General features: G+C 69.2%; 14 protein-coding genes and 1 tRNA gene. 10 read left to right on the plus strand and 5 right to left on the minus strand.

The genetic code is table 11. The features are described 5' to 3' along the window. Window positions 1-7: 7 nt before the first annotated feature. A tRNA-Lys gene (locus HNR09_RS08420) sits at window positions 8-83 on the minus strand. 234 nt (window positions 84-317) lie between these two features. Here HNR09_RS08420 and HNR09_RS08425 point away from each other — a divergent pair. From HNR09_RS08425 to HNR09_RS08435, 3 genes are all read left to right on the plus strand, one after another. After that, the gene (locus HNR09_RS08425) at window positions 318-947 is read left to right on the plus strand and encodes a hypothetical protein (RefSeq protein ID WP_179541627.1); all 630 of its coding nucleotides are present in this window, start codon (window positions 318-320) and stop codon (window positions 945-947) included. Between the two features lie 242 nt (window positions 948-1,189). Next, window positions 1,190-2,512 (plus strand): hypothetical protein, encoded by a 1,323-nt coding sequence (locus HNR09_RS08430; protein WP_179541628.1) that lies wholly within the window; start codon window positions 1,190-1,192, stop codon window positions 2,510-2,512. A gap of 139 nt (window positions 2,513-2,651) precedes the next feature. After that, on the plus strand, window positions 2,652-4,022 hold the full coding sequence (locus HNR09_RS08435) for an MFS transporter (protein ID WP_343047493.1): 1,371 nt from the start codon (window positions 2,652-2,654) through the stop codon (window positions 4,020-4,022). 178 nt (window positions 4,023-4,200) lie between these two features. Here HNR09_RS08435 and HNR09_RS08440 read toward each other — a convergent pair whose 3' ends face one another. Together HNR09_RS08440 and HNR09_RS08445 are read right to left on the minus strand one after the other, a co-directional pair. After that, window positions 4,201-5,877: a sodium:solute symporter family protein gene (locus tag HNR09_RS08440; protein ID WP_179541629.1), complete on the minus strand. Its 1,677-nt coding sequence runs from the start codon at window positions 5,875-5,877 to the stop codon at window positions 4,201-4,203. Beyond that, window positions 5,874-6,200 carry a DUF4212 domain-containing protein gene (locus HNR09_RS08445; RefSeq protein ID WP_179541630.1) on the minus strand — a complete coding sequence of 109 codons (327 nt, stop codon included), beginning with the start codon at window positions 6,198-6,200 and terminating at the stop codon, window positions 5,874-5,876. Before HNR09_RS08445 ends, HNR09_RS08440 begins: the two co-directional genes overlap by 4 nt. A gap of 311 nt (window positions 6,201-6,511) precedes the next feature. On the opposite strand from HNR09_RS08445, the gene HNR09_RS08450 reads away from it, so the two are divergent. From HNR09_RS08450 to HNR09_RS08465, 4 genes are read left to right on the plus strand one after another with little or no spacing between them, the layout of a single operon-like run. Continuing rightward, a complete protein-coding gene (locus HNR09_RS08450; RefSeq protein WP_179541631.1) occupies window positions 6,512-7,015 on the plus strand; it encodes a hypothetical protein in 504 nt (167 codons plus the stop codon). 46 nt (window positions 7,016-7,061) lie between these two features. Next, window positions 7,062-7,613: a hypothetical protein gene (locus HNR09_RS08455; protein ID WP_179541632.1), complete on the plus strand. Its 552-nt coding sequence runs from the start codon at window positions 7,062-7,064 to the stop codon at window positions 7,611-7,613. Then, window positions 7,610-9,355, plus strand: coding sequence for a sodium/solute symporter (locus HNR09_RS08460; protein ID WP_179541633.1), 1,746 nt, complete (start codon window positions 7,610-7,612; stop codon window positions 9,353-9,355). The genes HNR09_RS08455 and HNR09_RS08460 overlap by 4 nt, the downstream gene beginning before the upstream one ends. Further along, window positions 9,345-10,709: a sensor histidine kinase gene (locus tag HNR09_RS08465; RefSeq protein ID WP_179541634.1), complete on the plus strand. Its 1,365-nt coding sequence runs from the start codon at window positions 9,345-9,347 to the stop codon at window positions 10,707-10,709. The genes HNR09_RS08460 and HNR09_RS08465 overlap by 11 nt, the downstream gene beginning before the upstream one ends. Before the next feature lie 22 nt (window positions 10,710-10,731). Here the strand turns inward: HNR09_RS08465 and HNR09_RS08470 are convergent, their stop codons facing one another. After that, on the minus strand, window positions 10,732-11,412 hold the full coding sequence (locus tag HNR09_RS08470) for a TetR family transcriptional regulator (RefSeq protein WP_179541635.1): 681 nt from the start codon (window positions 11,410-11,412) through the stop codon (window positions 10,732-10,734). A gap of 24 nt (window positions 11,413-11,436) precedes the next feature. Between HNR09_RS08470 and HNR09_RS08475 the strand changes: the two genes are divergently transcribed. Both HNR09_RS08475 and HNR09_RS08480 read left to right on the plus strand, forming a co-directional pair. Next, window positions 11,437-12,336 carry a CPBP family intramembrane glutamic endopeptidase gene (locus HNR09_RS08475; protein WP_179541636.1) on the plus strand — a complete coding sequence of 300 codons (900 nt, stop codon included), beginning with the start codon at window positions 11,437-11,439 and terminating at the stop codon, window positions 12,334-12,336. Window positions 12,337-12,408: 72 nt separating this feature from the next. After that, on the plus strand, window positions 12,409-13,212 hold the full coding sequence (locus HNR09_RS08480) for a LytR/AlgR family response regulator transcription factor (protein WP_179541637.1): 804 nt from the start codon (window positions 12,409-12,411) through the stop codon (window positions 13,210-13,212). Between the two features lie 22 nt (window positions 13,213-13,234). Here the strand turns inward: HNR09_RS08480 and HNR09_RS08485 are convergent, their stop codons facing one another. Continuing rightward, window positions 13,235-13,903, minus strand: coding sequence for a winged helix-turn-helix domain-containing protein (locus tag HNR09_RS08485; RefSeq protein ID WP_179541638.1), 669 nt, complete (start codon window positions 13,901-13,903; stop codon window positions 13,235-13,237). A 74-nt stretch (window positions 13,904-13,977) separates the two neighbouring features. Between HNR09_RS08485 and HNR09_RS08490 the strand changes: the two genes are divergently transcribed. Further along, complete coding sequence (locus tag HNR09_RS08490; RefSeq protein WP_179541639.1) at window positions 13,978-15,660, plus strand: MFS transporter; 1,683 nt, start codon at window positions 13,978-13,980, stop codon at window positions 15,658-15,660. Window positions 15,661-15,766 lie beyond the last annotated feature (106 nt).

A 15,766-nucleotide genomic window follows, 5' to 3' on the forward strand; every position in this document is an offset into this window, starting at 1 on the left:
GTTTCAATGGTGGGCCCTGCGGGGCTCGAACCCGCGACCAGCGGATTAAAAGTCCGATGCTCTACCAACTGAGCTAAAGGCCCGCGATGCGACTCTCGGGGCGCCCGTCAGGCGTCCCGAGGCGCCTTCTATGGTAGACCATCACGCTGCCTCGGCGGTCGACGTCGTGACCTCGCCACCGAACGGCCCGGCATCCGTCGGATGATCTCCGGGACCCGCCGGGCTCCCGGGAATCACCCCTCCGTGCTGCGTGTTGGTGCCACCCTGGTGACCAGCGACGTTTAGCGGCATAATTGCCCCCACCGGAAGGAGACGTGATGAGCAGCACAGCACGCCATCGCCGACCGAAGATGACCGATCCTGCAGTGTTCGACGAGCGGGAGGGCGGAGCCGACCCGGCGACGATCTCCCAGGCCGCGCAGGACACCGCCCACGCCCTGGTCTACCACGGCCGCGACTCCGACGATCCGGAGGTCACCGAACGTTTCATCAGGCTCGCCGAGACCGAAGGCATCGAAGCCATCGCCGAGCTCTGGGCCGACTCGCCGGCCCACTCCCTGGCCGGCAGCCTCTGGCGGATCTACGCCATCCGGGCCGCCGTGCAGGAGAATCCTCGTCGCCTCTCCGAGTACTACAGCGCGGGCCGTGGTGACACGACCACTGCTGCGATCGCTGGTGTTCCCGAACCGCCTACCTCGGACGAGATGACCAAGCTGGCGGACATGGTCCTGGCAGGCATGTACACCGGTGACATCGACGTCGCCTTCGACCGCGCCGCAGCCTTCTGCCGGGTGATCTCCCGGGGTGAGGCGCACTGGGCGGACAGCCATGAGGGCACATCGGACGACGTCGCCCGCCGCATGACCACCCGTGCTGACCAGCTGGTGCGCACCGCGGAGGAGCTCGAGGCCTCGGCACGGGCCTTCCGGGCAGGGGTCCTGGACTGAGCCCGGGGCCTCCCCCCAAGTCACGACTTCACAACGTTGCCTCGCGATCCCTGTCATCATGCGGATCGAGTAGGAAGATGAGGGTAAGGTTGCGCCCGAGGAAGCTCGGGCGTGTACGGCCCGAGTTCGTTCGCGCCTGTACGGCGGGAGGGGCCGCATGGTTCGGACCCGCGCGCGTGGACGTCCACCGCACTTTGATCATGACGAGGGTCAGCAGCAGCTGACTGACAGAGGGGCGACTCATGTCGGAGAACAACCCATACGGCCAGCAGGGCGGATGGCAGCAGGGCCAGAATCCCCAGCAGGGCCAGCCCGGCTACGGGCAGCAGGGTCAGCCGGGCTACGGGCAGGGCCAGCCGGGCTACGGGGGCCACCAGTACGGCCAGGGCGGCTATGGAGCAGGGGGCCCCGCGGGGCCAGCTGGCCCGGGAGGCCCCGGCCAGCCGAGTGGGCCTGGAGGCCCCGGAATGCCGGGCGGCCCCGGCGGTCCCGGTGGCGGCGCCGGTGGCAAGGGTCCCGGCAAGGGGCTGATCTTCGGCATCATCGGCGGCGTCGTGTTTCTGCTCGTCATCATCGCGGTGGTCCTGTTCTTGGTGCTCGGACGCGGGGGCGGGGACGACGGCGAGAACGGCGGTGGCGAAAACGGCGGGGAGGAGAACGGCGGAGCGGCTGTCGAGCCGGGCGCGGACTCGACTCCGGACGGTGCCGTGGAGGCGTATCTGACGGCGCTGGCCGAGGGCGACGCCGAGGGAGCGCTGTCACTGATCGACGCGCCTTCTGACACCACCCATATGACCCAGGAGGTCCTCGACGCCTCCCTGGAGCTCGCGGACATCACCGAGATCTCCGTCAACGAGGTCGAGGTCGGCGAGTACGCGTTCAGCGAGGAGGTGACCGCCACCTTCACCGTCGGTGATGAGGACGTCACCCATCGCTTCTGGACCTCCACCGATGACGAGGGCGACTCCTGGTATCTGGACGCCTCCATCACGCTCAGCGAGCCCTCCGCGGGCGCGCTCGACGTGACCGTCAACGGCGTAGAGTTCACCACCTCGGACACCTACGTCTTCTTCGGGGCGGCCTATGAGCTGGACATCGCGCACGAAAACTTCACCTTCGAGGGTGACGACAGCGTCGTCTACGCGACCGACACCTACATCTCCACCAGTGATCTCACTCCGATCCTCACCGAGGAGGCCGAGGACACCTGGCGTCAGCTGATCATCTCGGAGGTCGAGGAATGCGTGGCCTCCAATGAGAAGGACGCCGGCTGCGGCCTCGACATGCCGGATGAGATCTCCGGCGCCGAGGTCATCGACGGTTCGATCGAACGCAGTCTCCCGTCCTCCGACCAGCAGGCGCTCGAAGGGCTCGAACCGCGACTGGATTGGTCGAACCCGAACCTGGTGAGCACGGACTACGCCAGCATCTCCGTCGAGGTCGAGTATGAGGCTCGCGCCGGCGGCAGCACCGACCTGTACGAACTCTGGTCCGGTGACCCGCGCTGGCTCGGTGACCCCGTGGTCGACATGACGGCCGAGGAGCTGGAGATCACCTGGGAGTGATCCCTGATCCCTGATCGCTGGGAGCCTGCAGGCTCCCCGCACGACCGCGGCCCCGGATGGCCCACGCGACGATGACGCCCCGCGAAGGGGATCGTCGCGCGGGCCCCGGGGCCGCCGTCGTCTGCTCTACACTCTCCTCGTGCAGCACAACACCTCCACCACAGCTCGCGATGCCGGCCCCACCGGTGAGGCCGTCGTCCAATCCCTCCCGTGGCGCTGGAACGCCCAGGGGCGGATCTTCCTCATCGGCGGCCTGGGCTTCATGTTCGACGCCTGGGACGTCTCGCTCAACGGCATCCTCATCCCCCTGCTCAGCGAGGAATGGGGCCTCACCGCCTCCCAGGCGGCCTGGATCGGCACCGCGAACCTCATCGGCATGGCCGTCGGCGCGGTCATGTGGGGGACCATCGCGGACCGCATCGGCCGTAAGCAGGCCTTCGCCTGGACGTTGCTGATCTTCTCGCTCTTCACCATCGCCGGCGCGATGACCAACGACCTCAGCTGGTTCGTGCTGTTCCGCTTCCTCGCCGGCATCGGACTCGGCGGCTGCGTGCCGGTGGACTATGCGCTGGTCGGAGAGTTCACCCCCGCCAAGCACCGCGGTCGTGTGCTGACCGCCATGGACGGATGGTGGCCCATCGGGGCCGCCCTGGCCGGGTTCGTCTCCGCCTGGCTGGTGGGCACATGGGGTGACTGGCGGCTTCCCCTGCTGGCCATGATCCTGCCCGCTCTGCTGGTCTTCGCGGTGCGCCTGTTCGTGCCCGAATCACCCATGTATCTCATCAAACAAGGCAGAGTGGACGAGGCTCGGCGGATCATCGACGGCCTGGTGATCCGCACCGGTGCCACACCGCGCGAGTACGTGCTCACTCCGGGGGAGGAGTCGTCCCGGCTGACACTGAGTTCCCTGGGAGTGCAGCTGCGCCGGGTCTGGGCCCACGGCTGGCGCATCACCACGGTCGCCTGGGTGATGTTCCTGGGGGTGATGACGGTCTACTACATCGCCCTGCAGTGGATGCCTCACTTCCTCATCGAGGCCGGCTATGAGCAGTCCCGGGCGTTCATCACCTCGGCGGGGATGGCTGGCGTCGGGCTCGTGGGCGTGCTGATCTCCACGGCTCTGGTGGAGCTGACAGGCCGTCGGGTGCTCCTGGCGATCAGCGCCCCGACGGCGACCGCCCTGCTGGTGGGCCTCGCCCTGGTCATGGAGGTCCCGGCGCTGGTGCTGGTCATGGTGCTCGGCTTCGGCCTGATCATCCAGATCGCCATCCCGGTGCTCTACACCTATGTCTCCGAGCTGTACCCCACCGAGCTGCGCGGCTCCGGCTTCGGTTGGGCGTCGACGGTCTCACGCATCGGTGCAGGGGTGGGACCGTTGCTGTTCATCGGCTGGCTGCAGCCGGCACTGGGGCTGGCCGGCGCTTTCACTGTCTGCCTGGTCGGTGTGGTGGCCGCCGTCGTCGTGATGATGCGACTGGCCCCGGACACCACCGCCAAGCACCTGGACTGAGGCCCCCTCCTTGCGTTGAGAGGGTGAGTTTCCGCCCGAATGGCCCGGGTTTCCAGCCAGTTCGGGCGGAAACTCACCCTCTCAACCGGGAGGGGCGGGGAAGCAGCGCGCGACGACGGCCCCGCTCGGGAGTCTGAGGACTCACTTGAGCGGGGCCGTCGCCGGCCGGGTGCGAGGTTCAGACGTCGGCGCCCACCTTCCGCTGCTGCGGGTAGCGGATGGACTCCACCATCTCCTGCACCTCGTGCGAGGGCGGGGCGGTCAGCTTCGACACCACGATGGTGACGGTGAAGTTGACCAGCGCGCCGATCGCGCCGATGCCCTCCGGGCTCACGCCCAGGATGTGGTCGTTGGAGCCGGTGCCGAATACCTCCAGGGTGTAGATCATGTAGGTGGAGGTGAAGATCAGACCGGTCAGCATGCCCGCGGTGGCACCCACGCCGTTGGCGCGCTTCCAGAAGATCCCCAGGAGGAGGATCGGGAAGAACGTGGAGGCCGCGAGTCCGAAGGCGAACGCGACCACCTGGGCCACGAACGCCGGCGGGTTGATGCCGGCGAAGATCGCGATGACGATCGCCGCCGCCATGGCCACGCGCCCCACCAGCATCTGCTGCCCCTCGGAAGCACCTTCCTTCTTGATGACCCGGAAGTACAGGTCATGGGAGGCCGCCGAGGAGATGACCAGCAGCAGGCCTGCCGCAGTGGACATCGCCGCGGCCATACCGCCGGCCGCCATGAGGCCGATGATCGGTGCGGGCAGCCCGCCGATCTCCGGGGAGGCGAGCACCAGGATGTCGTTGTTGACGATCAGGTCGGCACCGGAGGCGGCATCGTTGGAGACCGACTGGATGGTGTTGACGCCGTCGGCGACGGTCACGAGGCCCGTGGCCCCCCAGGTCTCGATCCACGCGGGCAGCTGGTCCACGGTGGCGCCCCGCACGCCCTGCAGCAGGTTCAGCTTGGTGAACGCGCCCACGGCGGGAGCCGTCAGGTACAGCAGAGAGATGAAGAACAGCGCCCAGAACGCCGAGTAGCGGGCGCCGCGGACGGTCTTGGTCGTGTAGAACCGGATGATCACGTGCGGCAGGCCGGCGGTGCCGAGCATCAGCGAAGCGGTCACCAGGAACACGTCGATCTGTCCGCCGTCGCGGCCGGCGAAGGCCTCCGTGAACTCATGCAGTCCGAACTCCACGCTGAGCGCGTCCAGCTCGGCGAGGATCCGTCCGTAGGAGATCTGCGGGACAGGGATGCCCGTGGTCTGCTGGGCCACGGCCACCGCAGGGATCAGATAGGCGGTGATCAGCACCGAGTACTGGGCCACCTGGGTGTAGGTGATGCCCTTCATGCCGCCGAGCACCGCGTAGAAGAAGATGATCGCGGCGGCGACGACGACGCCCCAGGTGAGGTTCAGGCCGAGGAAGCGGCTGAAGACGATGCCGCCACCGTTCATCTGGCCGACCACGTAGGTGAAGGACACCACGATGGCGGCGACGGCGGCCACGATGCGCACCGACTCCGAGTAACGGTCTCCCACGAACTCCGGGACGGTGAACTTGCCCCATTTGCGCAGGTAGGGGGCCAGCAGCAGAGCAAGCAGCACGTAGCCGCCGGTCCAGCCCATCAGGTAGACGGAGCCGTCGGAGCCGAGGAAGGCGATGAGCCCGGCCATCCCGATGAACGACGCCGCGGACATCCAGTCCGCCGCGACGGCGGCACCGTTGGCGATGGTGGGCACGCCCTGAGAGGCGACGTAGAACTCTTTGGTGTCCTTCACCCGGGAGCGCCAGGCGATGAAGATGTAGATCCCGAAGGTCAGGATGATGAAGAAGAAGGTCCAGAACTGGATGTCGCTCATGCGCGCTCACCGTCCCCGTTGCGTTCCGAGACACCGAACTCGTCGTCGATCCGGTCCATCCACAGGGCGTAGACCAGGATGATGAGCACGAAGGTGTAGATGGATCCCTGCTGGGCGAACCAGAGCCCGAGCGGGAATCCGAGGATCTCGATGGAGTTCATCGGTTCGATCAGCAGCACACCGAAGCCGAAGGAGACGGTGAACCAGATCGCCAGCAGGACGATCATCAGGCGCAGATTCTTCTTCCAGTAGCGCTGCCGCCAGGAGCTGTCCTGGTCTGGCGGGGCGCCGCCGGGGGTGCTCTCATATGCCGCGTCGGCCATGGGAGTCTCCCTTCCCTTCTGAGGCGAGTCGATCCTGGGCGGTGCTGCCCAGGACGGGGTGCGCGGTGACTTCCGCCGCACACGTCTTGACACCAAAGAAACCTCACTGTGAGGCGGGTCACAAGAAAACTCATGCAGACGGTGCCCCTGTGTTCGCCAGCGGCGGGTATGGGTCTGCGAGCGGTCAGCACCCCCGCAGAGCCGCCGCTCGCCGGGTGAAAGCAGCCGCTCGCGGGGTCCAGGGTGCCGCTCGACGATCTTTCGCGGAGGAGGGTGGCCAGTGTGACCCCCGCCACTCGTAGAATCAGAGCATGACGACCACGGCGAACGGCACAGCGACGGGCAGCAGCGGCAGCTCCGACCGCGGGATCTTCGGCGGTCTGACCGCCCGCATCCGTGCGGGCCGCTCCACCGGATGGGGAGTGTTCCACGCCGGCAGCAGGGCCATGATCCTCGGTGGGCTGATGCTCATCATCTCCGCGTTCCTGCCCTGGGTCGTCATCCCCATCGCGGGGGAGACCTTCTCGCTGCGCGGCACCGACGGCCCGGGCGTCGCCACCCTGGCGGTCGGGTTCCTCGCCTTCGCCGGCGCCTTCGTGCCGAAACGGGGGCTGGCCCTCGCCCACGCGCTGATCCCCGGCGTCCTGGTGGCCCTGATCGTCGCCGCCCAGGCGTTCCGGCTGATCCAGCTCTCCGCCCAGACCGGCTCCTGGGGCGGCCTGCTGCCCGGGATGGGGCTCATCCTCGCCGCCGGCGGTGCGGTGATCCTGATCCGCGTGGCCGTCCGGATGTGGAGGATGCGGCCCGCCGCATGATCCCCCGCCCCGTCCCGTGTCCGGCGGGCCTGCCTAGACTGGCCGCATGAGACGCGATGGCCTGGGGCCGACCGGCCGTGGGGGGACTCGGGGAGACTCCTGGGAAGGATCCTGGGAGGACCCCTGGGACGATTCCCCGGAGGTTCGGGACACCCCGGCCGAGGTCGACGCCGTCTTTCGCACCCTGCGGCGCATCGCCGGCACCTACTTCGTGGTCTTCCTGCTGCTGGTGGCTGCCTTCCCGGTGCTGACCAGGGCTCTGGACTGGTGGTCCGAGGCTCGCCTGGTCGGGCATCTCAGCCCCGGGTTCCTGACCGCGGGGATCGGACTCTACGTGGTCTTCGCGGTGATCGGCATCGCCGCGGCCACGCTGAGCTCGGCGGTGGAGTCCCGCATGCTCGGCCATGCCGGAGTGGGGTCCGGGCACGTCGTGGAGGACTCTCCGGGCCACGGGAAGGCCCGGGAGAAACACGACGACGGCGCCGGGCGCATCCTGCTCGACGCCGATGTGCCGCCCGACTCGCCCTTCCTCGACCCCGCCGTGGACCCCGACGTCCACCCTGACGAGGGCCCGGGCGCCGAGGAGCTGCAGCGATGACCGCGGCCTCCATCATCACCCTGATCGCCGTGCTGGTGATCGTCCTCGGGGTCTCCTTCATCACCCGCCCCCGGCACTCTTCCACTGTGGACTTCTACCTGGCCGGCCAGCGGGTCGGGGTGGTCACCAACTCCTGGGCCATCTGCGGGGACTACCTCTCGGCGGCCTCCTTCCTGGGCGTCGCCGCCGCGGTCTACGTCTCCGGGCTCGACGGCGCCTGGTATGCGGTGGGATTCGCCGCCGGGTTCGTGCCGGTGCTGCTGCTGGTCGCCGCTCCGCTGCGCCGCTTCGGCGAGTTCTCCCTGGCCGACTTCCTGGGCCGGCGGCTCCGCTCGGACACGGTCCGGCTCTCCGCGGTCGGCGTGGTGCAGCTGGTCATCCTCTTCTACCTGATCCCGCAGTCGGTGGGCGGGGGCATCACCTGGGAGCTGCTGGTCGGCCACGGCGTGCTGGGTCTGAGCCCCTACGCCACCGGGGTGCTGCTCTCCACCGCGGTGATCGCCGTCGTCGTGGCCTTCGGCGGGATGCGCGGCACCACCTGGAATCAGGCGGTGCAGTTCCTGCTGCTCTTCGCCGCGCTGATCTGGCTGGCCCTGGTGGTCACCGGGGACGGCTTCCGCTATGGGCAAGCTGTGGAGCAGCTCAGCCAGGAGCCGCTGAGCAATCCCGCCCACGGCCCGGCAGGCTGGGGGCTGGAGCAGGAGGTCAACCACATCGACGACGGCGAGGCCGCCGTGTTCGGTGAGCCCGGCGCCCGCTACGGACAGCTCGGCCAGGTGGCCCTGGTGGTCACTCTCGGGCTCGGCACGGCCGGGCTGCCCCACGTGATGAACCGCTACTTCACCTCGCCCACCGGCAAGGCGGCCCGCACCACCACCGTCTGGGTGCTGATGCTCATCGGCGCCTTCTACGCGCTGGCCGTCATGCTCGGCACCGCGGCCCGAGACATCATCCCCTCCGCGGCCCGCGATCGCCCCTGGCTGCAGGAGCTCACCGTCGAGGGCGTGCTGCGCATCCCCGAACACGCCCTGCCGGTGCTGGGCAGGATCTACGGTGGGGACTCCGGACTGGGGCTGGTGGCCGCCGCCGCGCTGATCGCCGCGATGTCCACGGTGGCCGGTCTGCTGCTGGCGTCGGCGGCCACGTGGGGCCATGACGTCTACGAGCGGCACATCAATCCGCGCGCCACCCAGCGTCAGGCGGTCTGGGCGGGGCGACTGACCACTCTGGTGGCCGCCGCCACGGCCGCCGCGCTGGCCATCGCGCTGCGCCCCGAGGCGTTCACCCCGGCGATGCCCTCCCTGGTAGCGACCATGGTCACCTGGGCCTTCGCCGTCGCCGGCTCCGCGCTGACTCCGGTGATCGTGTTGGCCATCTGGTGGCGGCGGCTGACCGCCCGCGGCGCGGTGGCGGGGATGCTCACCGGAGGGGCGCTCGCCGTGGCGATGTTCACTGCCGGCAGCTTCCTGGAGCCGGTGTGGTGGCGGGAGCTGCTGGTCACTCCCACCCTGGTGGCCGCTCCGGTGGCCGGGCTGGTCGCCGTCGTGGTGTCCGTGAACAGCTCCCCGCCCGAGGACGTGGAGCAGTCGTGGGTGATCATGCACGGCACCGCGGCGGACCGCCGGGCTGAGCGGCTGGCGCGGCTGACCATCGCCTCCCGCCGGCAGGAACGTCGCGAGGAGGGCGGCCGGAGTCGGATGCTGCACCGCAGGCTGATCTCAAGGAGGGACGATGCGCGGTAGCGTGATCTTGGCGGGGGCCGTGCTGGCCATCTGGACGCTGGTGTACCTGGTCACTCAGGTGCTGGTGGACCCGCCGCTGGCCATCCTGCCGACCATCGGCGCGGGCACGGTGCTGACCGTCGCCGTCGTGCTGGGATACCCGTCGGCGCTGCGCGGTCCGCGCGGACGCGGCGGGGCACGCGTCGGTGGCCGGGCGGTGCGCCGGGAGGAGCGGGACCGCCTGGAGGCCGCACGCGGAGTCCGGGATCTGGCCGCCGCCGGACGTTCGGTGCCGCTGCGCTCCGGGCTCACCCCTGAGGCCGCACGCCGGACGGCTGAACTGCTGCAGCCGATGCTCTCCGGGGACGCGATCGCCATCACCGACCGCCAGGACATCCTCGCCTTCGTGGGGCCCGGGGCGGACCATCACCGGGTGGGAGGTGAGATGCAGACCCGGGCGGCGGTGCGCGCCATCGAGAAGGGCCGCACCGTGGTGGTGCAGGATCGCGCCGGGCTGGGCTGCAAGGTTCCCGACTGTGCGCTGCAGTCCGCGGTCATCGCTCCGCTGGCCATCGGCTCCCGAGTGGTGGGCTCCCTGGGGGTCTTCCAGGCACGCATGGAGATCCCGCCCAAGCAGCTGGTGGAGGACATGGCCACCATGCTGTCCCTGCATCTGGAGCTGGCCGAGATGGACCGTGAGCGGCGGCTGGCCACCCACGCTCGGCTGGATGCGCTGCGCGCCCAGATCAACCCGCACTTCCTGTTCAACATCCTCAACACCATCGCCTCCAAGGCCCGCACCCGGCCAGACGAGGCGCGCGAACTGCTCCTGCGGCTCTCCGAGTTCTTCCGGTATGCGGTCCGGCAGGAGGGGCACTTCGCGGAGTTCGCCCAGGAGTACTACTTCGTGCGGACCTACCTCTCCCTGGAGCAGGCGCGGTTCGGGGAGCGGCTGCAGGTCCGCTATGACATCGATCCGCAGGTGCTGACCTCCCGGGTGCCGGTGCTGACCATCCAGCCGCTGGTGGAGAATGCGGTCAAGCACGGCATCGCGGACAAGAAGGAGGGCGGCACAGTGCGGTTGCGCGCCCGGGTGGATCCGCTGACCCGGACCACCTCCATCCGGGTCTCCGACGACGGCGTCGGCATGGACCCGGCGGTGCTCGCCCGGCTGATGCGCGGGCAGGACGAGGGCGCGGGCGGCGACGATGAGGACGGGGCGCTGTCCGGACTGGGCTCCTCCGGGCACGCCGGGGTGGGGCTGCGCAACATCACCGAGCGGCTGGAGACCCTCTTCGGGGACCGCTACGACCTCTCCATCTCGACCCCTCGCGGCGGCGGCACCGTGGTGGACCTGCGCGTGCCGATGACGTGACCGAAGCGCGACGACCGGCGACTCAACAGCCGGATCCGACGAGCAGATTCTCCACGGACCAGCGGAATACGTCCTCGATCTCCGGGACGGGCACGGCCCCGGCGACTGTCAGCGGACTCGTCTCCGGGTCCGGCGGGGGCGGCCATTCGGTGCGGGCATCGTCGGTCACCTCGATGATCGCGTGGCCGAAGACCAATGCCGTCAGGGCGTAGGAGATGCGCGCCGCCACAGGAACGCTCGGTCCGCACGCGTGGATCGCGCCGATCAGTGACTCGTTGAGCCGGTACGCCCCTGGACCGCCGATCGGACGGTCGAACAGGACGCGCGCGATCGCCGGATGCGCACGGAACTCAGCCAGCACATGGGCCGCGAAGTCGACCACCCGCCGTCGTGCTGACTCCTGGTCCTCGTCTGGATCGGCCTGTGGTGGGCCCGGGCTCGGGCTGGCACCGTCGGGGGACAGGAGCGTGAGATCAAGATGCTCCAGGGCCGCATCCGCGACCTCTTCGAGGAGTGCATCGCGTGACCGTGCGTAGGTGTAGAGGGCGTTCGGCGCCACACCCAGCTCGCGGGCGACGCCCCGGAGGCTGAACGTGTCCATCCCGTCTCGCTCGAGCACCGTGGTCGCGGCGGCGAGCACCCGCGGGACCGACAGGTCACCACGCGGGCCAGGTTTCCGGGCCCTCCCACTTGTTCGCGTCACCACGGCACCTCTATCGTGACCATCATGGAGTCTGTACAGCGTACAAAATTGTCGGCCGGGCGTCCGAGCGCCACGCCGTTCGTCCTCGCATTCGCCGTCATCGTCATGGCCGCAGTGGCGCTGGCGACCATGCCTGTCTACGCCGGTGCGGATCCGGCCTATCTGACAGTGCTCACTCCGGTGTTCCAATGGGTGCCGTTCCTGGCGATCGTGGTCCTTCATGCCGTTCATCGCTCCCGAGTCACGCAGGCCCCGGGCGATGCGGCGCGGGAGGCCCCGTGGAGGCTCTGGGTCGCCTCCGGGGTGACGCTGCGCGGCAGGAGCAGCTCGATCATCGTGATGTCGCTCGTCGCTCTCATCGCCCTGGTGATCACCGCTGTCGTCCCGCTCGTCGCCTCGGGGGCGGCGGGGATGATCGATCTGCGCTGGGCCGAGGGCGCCGCGATGGCTGCGTTCCTGACGCTGCCGGTGGCCGTCGTGTTCATGGTCCCCGTCGCCGGAGAGGAGCTGGCATGGCGGGGCTACCTCACCTCGTTGCTGAGCCGGCACGGATTCGCTGCGACCACCGCGCTCATCGGTGGGCTGTGGGCGCTGTGGCATCTGCCGCTCCTCGCGGCTCTCGCGCATGTCGGGGAGCTCGACGGGCGCGACGTCGTCTCTAAGACCATCGACCTGCTGCTGGCGGCGGTCCTCGTCAGCGCTCTGCGCTATCTCTCCGGCAGTGTCTGGCCCGCAGTCTTCGCCCATGCCCTGTTCAACAATCTGTTCCAGATGGTGCAGTACAACTTCATGGAGCCGCTCTCGGCGGCGACGACCAGTGGCTACTGGGGGTACATGGCGGTCTCGTGGGTGACGTGGCTGATCGTGGATGCCGTGCTCGTGGTCTGGGTGTATCGCGCGACGGGCGGTCGGCTGGATCGGTGAGTGCGGGTCGGGGCGCGATCCGCGCTGTGACGCCCGTCATGGAACCCTGGATGCCAGCTCTATACTGATCGGATGATGCCGCGCGCGCTGATCGTGGATGACGAGGCTCCAGCCCGCGAGGAGCTGCGGTATCTGCTCGAGGAGGTCGGGCGCGTGCAGGTGGTCGGTGAGGCCACCAACGGGGAAGAGGCGTTGGTGCTGCTGAACTCTTTGGACTACGACCTCGTCTTCCTGGACATCCGCATGCCGGGGCTCTCTGGGCTGGAGGTCGCCGAGCAGCTGCGCGAGATGCCGCATCGGCCGCAGGTCATCTTCACCACCGCCTACCCGGACCACGCGGTGGAGGCCTTCGACCTGGCCGCCGCCGACTACCTGGTCAAACCCTTCGACGCCGAGAGGCTCCGGCGTGCCGTGGACCGTGCGCTCTCCTCGGTCGCGGGGCGTGGGGAGCGTGCCGAGCCGGGAGTGCGGCACGACGACGGCGCCCCTGCCTCTGTCGACGCTGCCCGACAGGCGGTCCGGGCGCGGGCGGCCGAGCCGGAGCCGCTGGTGCGCATACCGGTGCAGAAGGATGGGCGGACGATGCTGGTGGACGGGGATTCGATCGTCTACGCGTCCGCCGCCCGGGGGTACTCCTCGCTGAAGCTCGGCGATGAGCGGGTGCTGGTCTCCTTCTCGCTGAATGAGCTCGAGCGTCGCCTGCAGGGCCACTTCTTCCGTGTCCACCGCTCGTATTTGGTGAACCTGCGCTATGTGCGCGAGCTCGTCCCGGACTTCCGCGGCGCGCTGGTGCTGGTCATGAACGACCGCCAGCGCAGTCGGGTGGAGGTCTCCCGGCGGCATGCGGCAGAGCTGCGGCGTCGCCTCGGGGTGTGAGGCGGCCGGGGTGTGAAGCTGCTCAGTCTCCCTCGGCGTCCTCCCGTGAATCGACGGGCGAGGGCAGCGGCAGCACGCTGAGGTAGACGCGGGCGCGGCGGTCGTCGTCGCCGGGTCCTGAGGCTTTGACGCGTGCCTCGGAGGCGTCGGTGTGCCGCTCGATGACCTCCATCAGCTCGTCGCGCATGGCGCGCATCTCCTCGGCGGACATGGTCGAGGTGGAGTTGGAGTCCACGGAGGACTCGATCCAGTGCTGCGGCTCCTCGGTGACATTGGTCATCCATCGGCGCAGCGTCTGGAAGCGCTCCTGCATCTGATGTTGCCACAGGGCCTGCGCCACCGGCATCTGGGAGGGATCGCCCTTGAGCAGCTCCGCCCGCAGGCTGAACCCGGCCGGCTTCCACCAGCGTTCCCGGCCGGTGCCGCGGTCCGGGTCCTCCTCCACGAGGCCGTGCTTCTCCAGCTGGCGCAGGTGGTAGCTGGTCTGCCCGGTGCTCTCGTCGAGGTGTTTGGCCAGTTGGGTCGCCGTGGCTGATCCCTTGTCGCTCAGATACGAATACATGGCCATCCGCAGGGGGTGGGCGAAGGCCTTCATGGTCTTCGAATCCATCTGCAGATCTGCCTCGCCGGGCAGCTTCTCGAGATCGTCGGGCGCAGAACTTCTCGGCCGGGGGGTCTTGTGCTCATCCATATGCAGAGATACCTTTGCATAGACATCGTTGCAGAGAAATCTCTGCAAACCTTTCTCGGCACCAGTCTACGGAGATGGTCACCATGGCGCACACCACCACACCGGAGCAGCACGACGACGGCGGCGTCGTCGCCGTCGCGACCGAGGTCGGCAGTGCCGGCGACACCGAGGCAGCCACTCCTCTCCGGCGCGAGCCGCTCGGCCGCCCGTTCAACGCCCATCTGGCCACCGTGGCGCTGGCGAACCTCTCCGACGGGATCCTGATGACCGGGATCCCACTGATCGCCGTCTCGCTGACCCGCTCTCCGCAGGAGATCGCGCTGCTCTCGGCCCTGTTCTGGCTCTCGTGGCTGTTCTTCGGGCTGCTGGCCGGGGCCGTCATCGACCGTGCCGACCGCCGCAGGGTCCGGATCCTGGCTCTCTCCGTGAGGGTGGTCATCATGGTGGGCCTGGTCGCGGTCGCCCTGGCCGGGGCGCTGAGCATCGCCGTGCTGATCGGCTTCATGGGTCTCTACGGACTCACCCAGGTCTTCGCAGACCTGGCCGGGCGCACCATGGTCCCGCAGGTGGCGCCGCGTTCGCGGCTGGCCGCGGCCAACGGGCGCACCATGGCCGCCGAGAAGATCTTCAACGACTTCATCGGACGCCCGGTGGCGGGACTGTTGGTGATCCTCGGCGCCGGCTGGGTGATCGGAGTGCCGGCGGCGATCTGTGTGGCGGCCGTGCTGCTGCTGATGTTCGGCCTGCGGGGTGACTTCCGGGCCGGCCGGACCGGCGACGCTGGGCCGGGTGACGGTGATGTCTCCCGGGCCGAGGGTGCCCAGCCTGCGCCCGATCGGCCTGCACCCGACCAGCCTGCCGGGCTGGGGCCGGTCCTCGAGGGCCTGCGGCTGGTCATGGGACACCGGGTGCTGCGTCCCATCGTGGTGATGTCCTGCGCCGCCAATCTGGCGACCACAGCCTACTTCGCCGTCTACATCCTCTGGGTGGTGGGGGAGGGGTCTGCCGTGGGCCTCACGGAGGCCCAGTACCCGCTGCTGGCCGTGGCGGGCGCGGTGGGCGCCGTCGTCGGCTCCCTGCTGGTGGAGCGCATACGCATCGTGATCCCTGAGGTGCCGATGATGCTTGGGGCGTTCATGCTCCAGGTCCCGCTGCTGGTGCTGCCGGTGCTGCTGCCGCGGTTCGATGCCCTGCTCATCGGTGCGGCGGTGATGGGCTTCTTCAACATGACCGGCAACGTGGTGGCGATGACGCTGCTGCAGCGGCTGGTCCCCGGTGCCACGCTGGGGCGAGTGATCGGCGCGGTCACCACGGTCGGCTTCGGGCTCATGCCGCTGGGGGCGCTCTTGGGTGGTCTGGTCGGCGAGCACCTGGGGCTGCCGGCGGTGTTCATCTCCGCGGCGGCGCTCCTGGGCCTCTCGCTGCTCTACCCGATGCTGCGGGTCAGCCAGCGGATGGTCGACGAGGACGAGCATGGGGACGGATCCGGGGGAGGGCCCGAAGGGGGACCCGAGGATAGGCCCCAGGGTGGAGGCGAGGATGTCCCCACCCCGAGAAACACGTCGGGTGGGGAGCCCGCCACCGCTGAGCCGCTGAATCTGGCTCGTAGCGTTCACGAATCCCCCAGTCGACGCCGCCGCCCACGGCCGCGCGCGGCGGCGGAGCGGCCCATGCGTCTCGCACGCCAGCGAGCCGAGGCCGAGCGAAGTGCCAGGCAGAGCGCGCTCGGGGGCGGCGTCGAGTTCCGCTGGGCCTGATCTCCTCCCCTGAGCCCCTCCACCTGAGCCCCGCCCCTCACTCCCCGCCCCTCACTCCCCGCCCCTCACTCCCCGCCCCTCACTCCCCGCCCCTCACTCCCCGCCC

It is taken from the genome of Nesterenkonia xinjiangensis, assembly GCF_013410745.1.
In the GTDB taxonomy this organism is placed as follows: Bacteria; Actinomycetota; Actinomycetes; order Actinomycetales; family Micrococcaceae; genus Nesterenkonia; species Nesterenkonia xinjiangensis.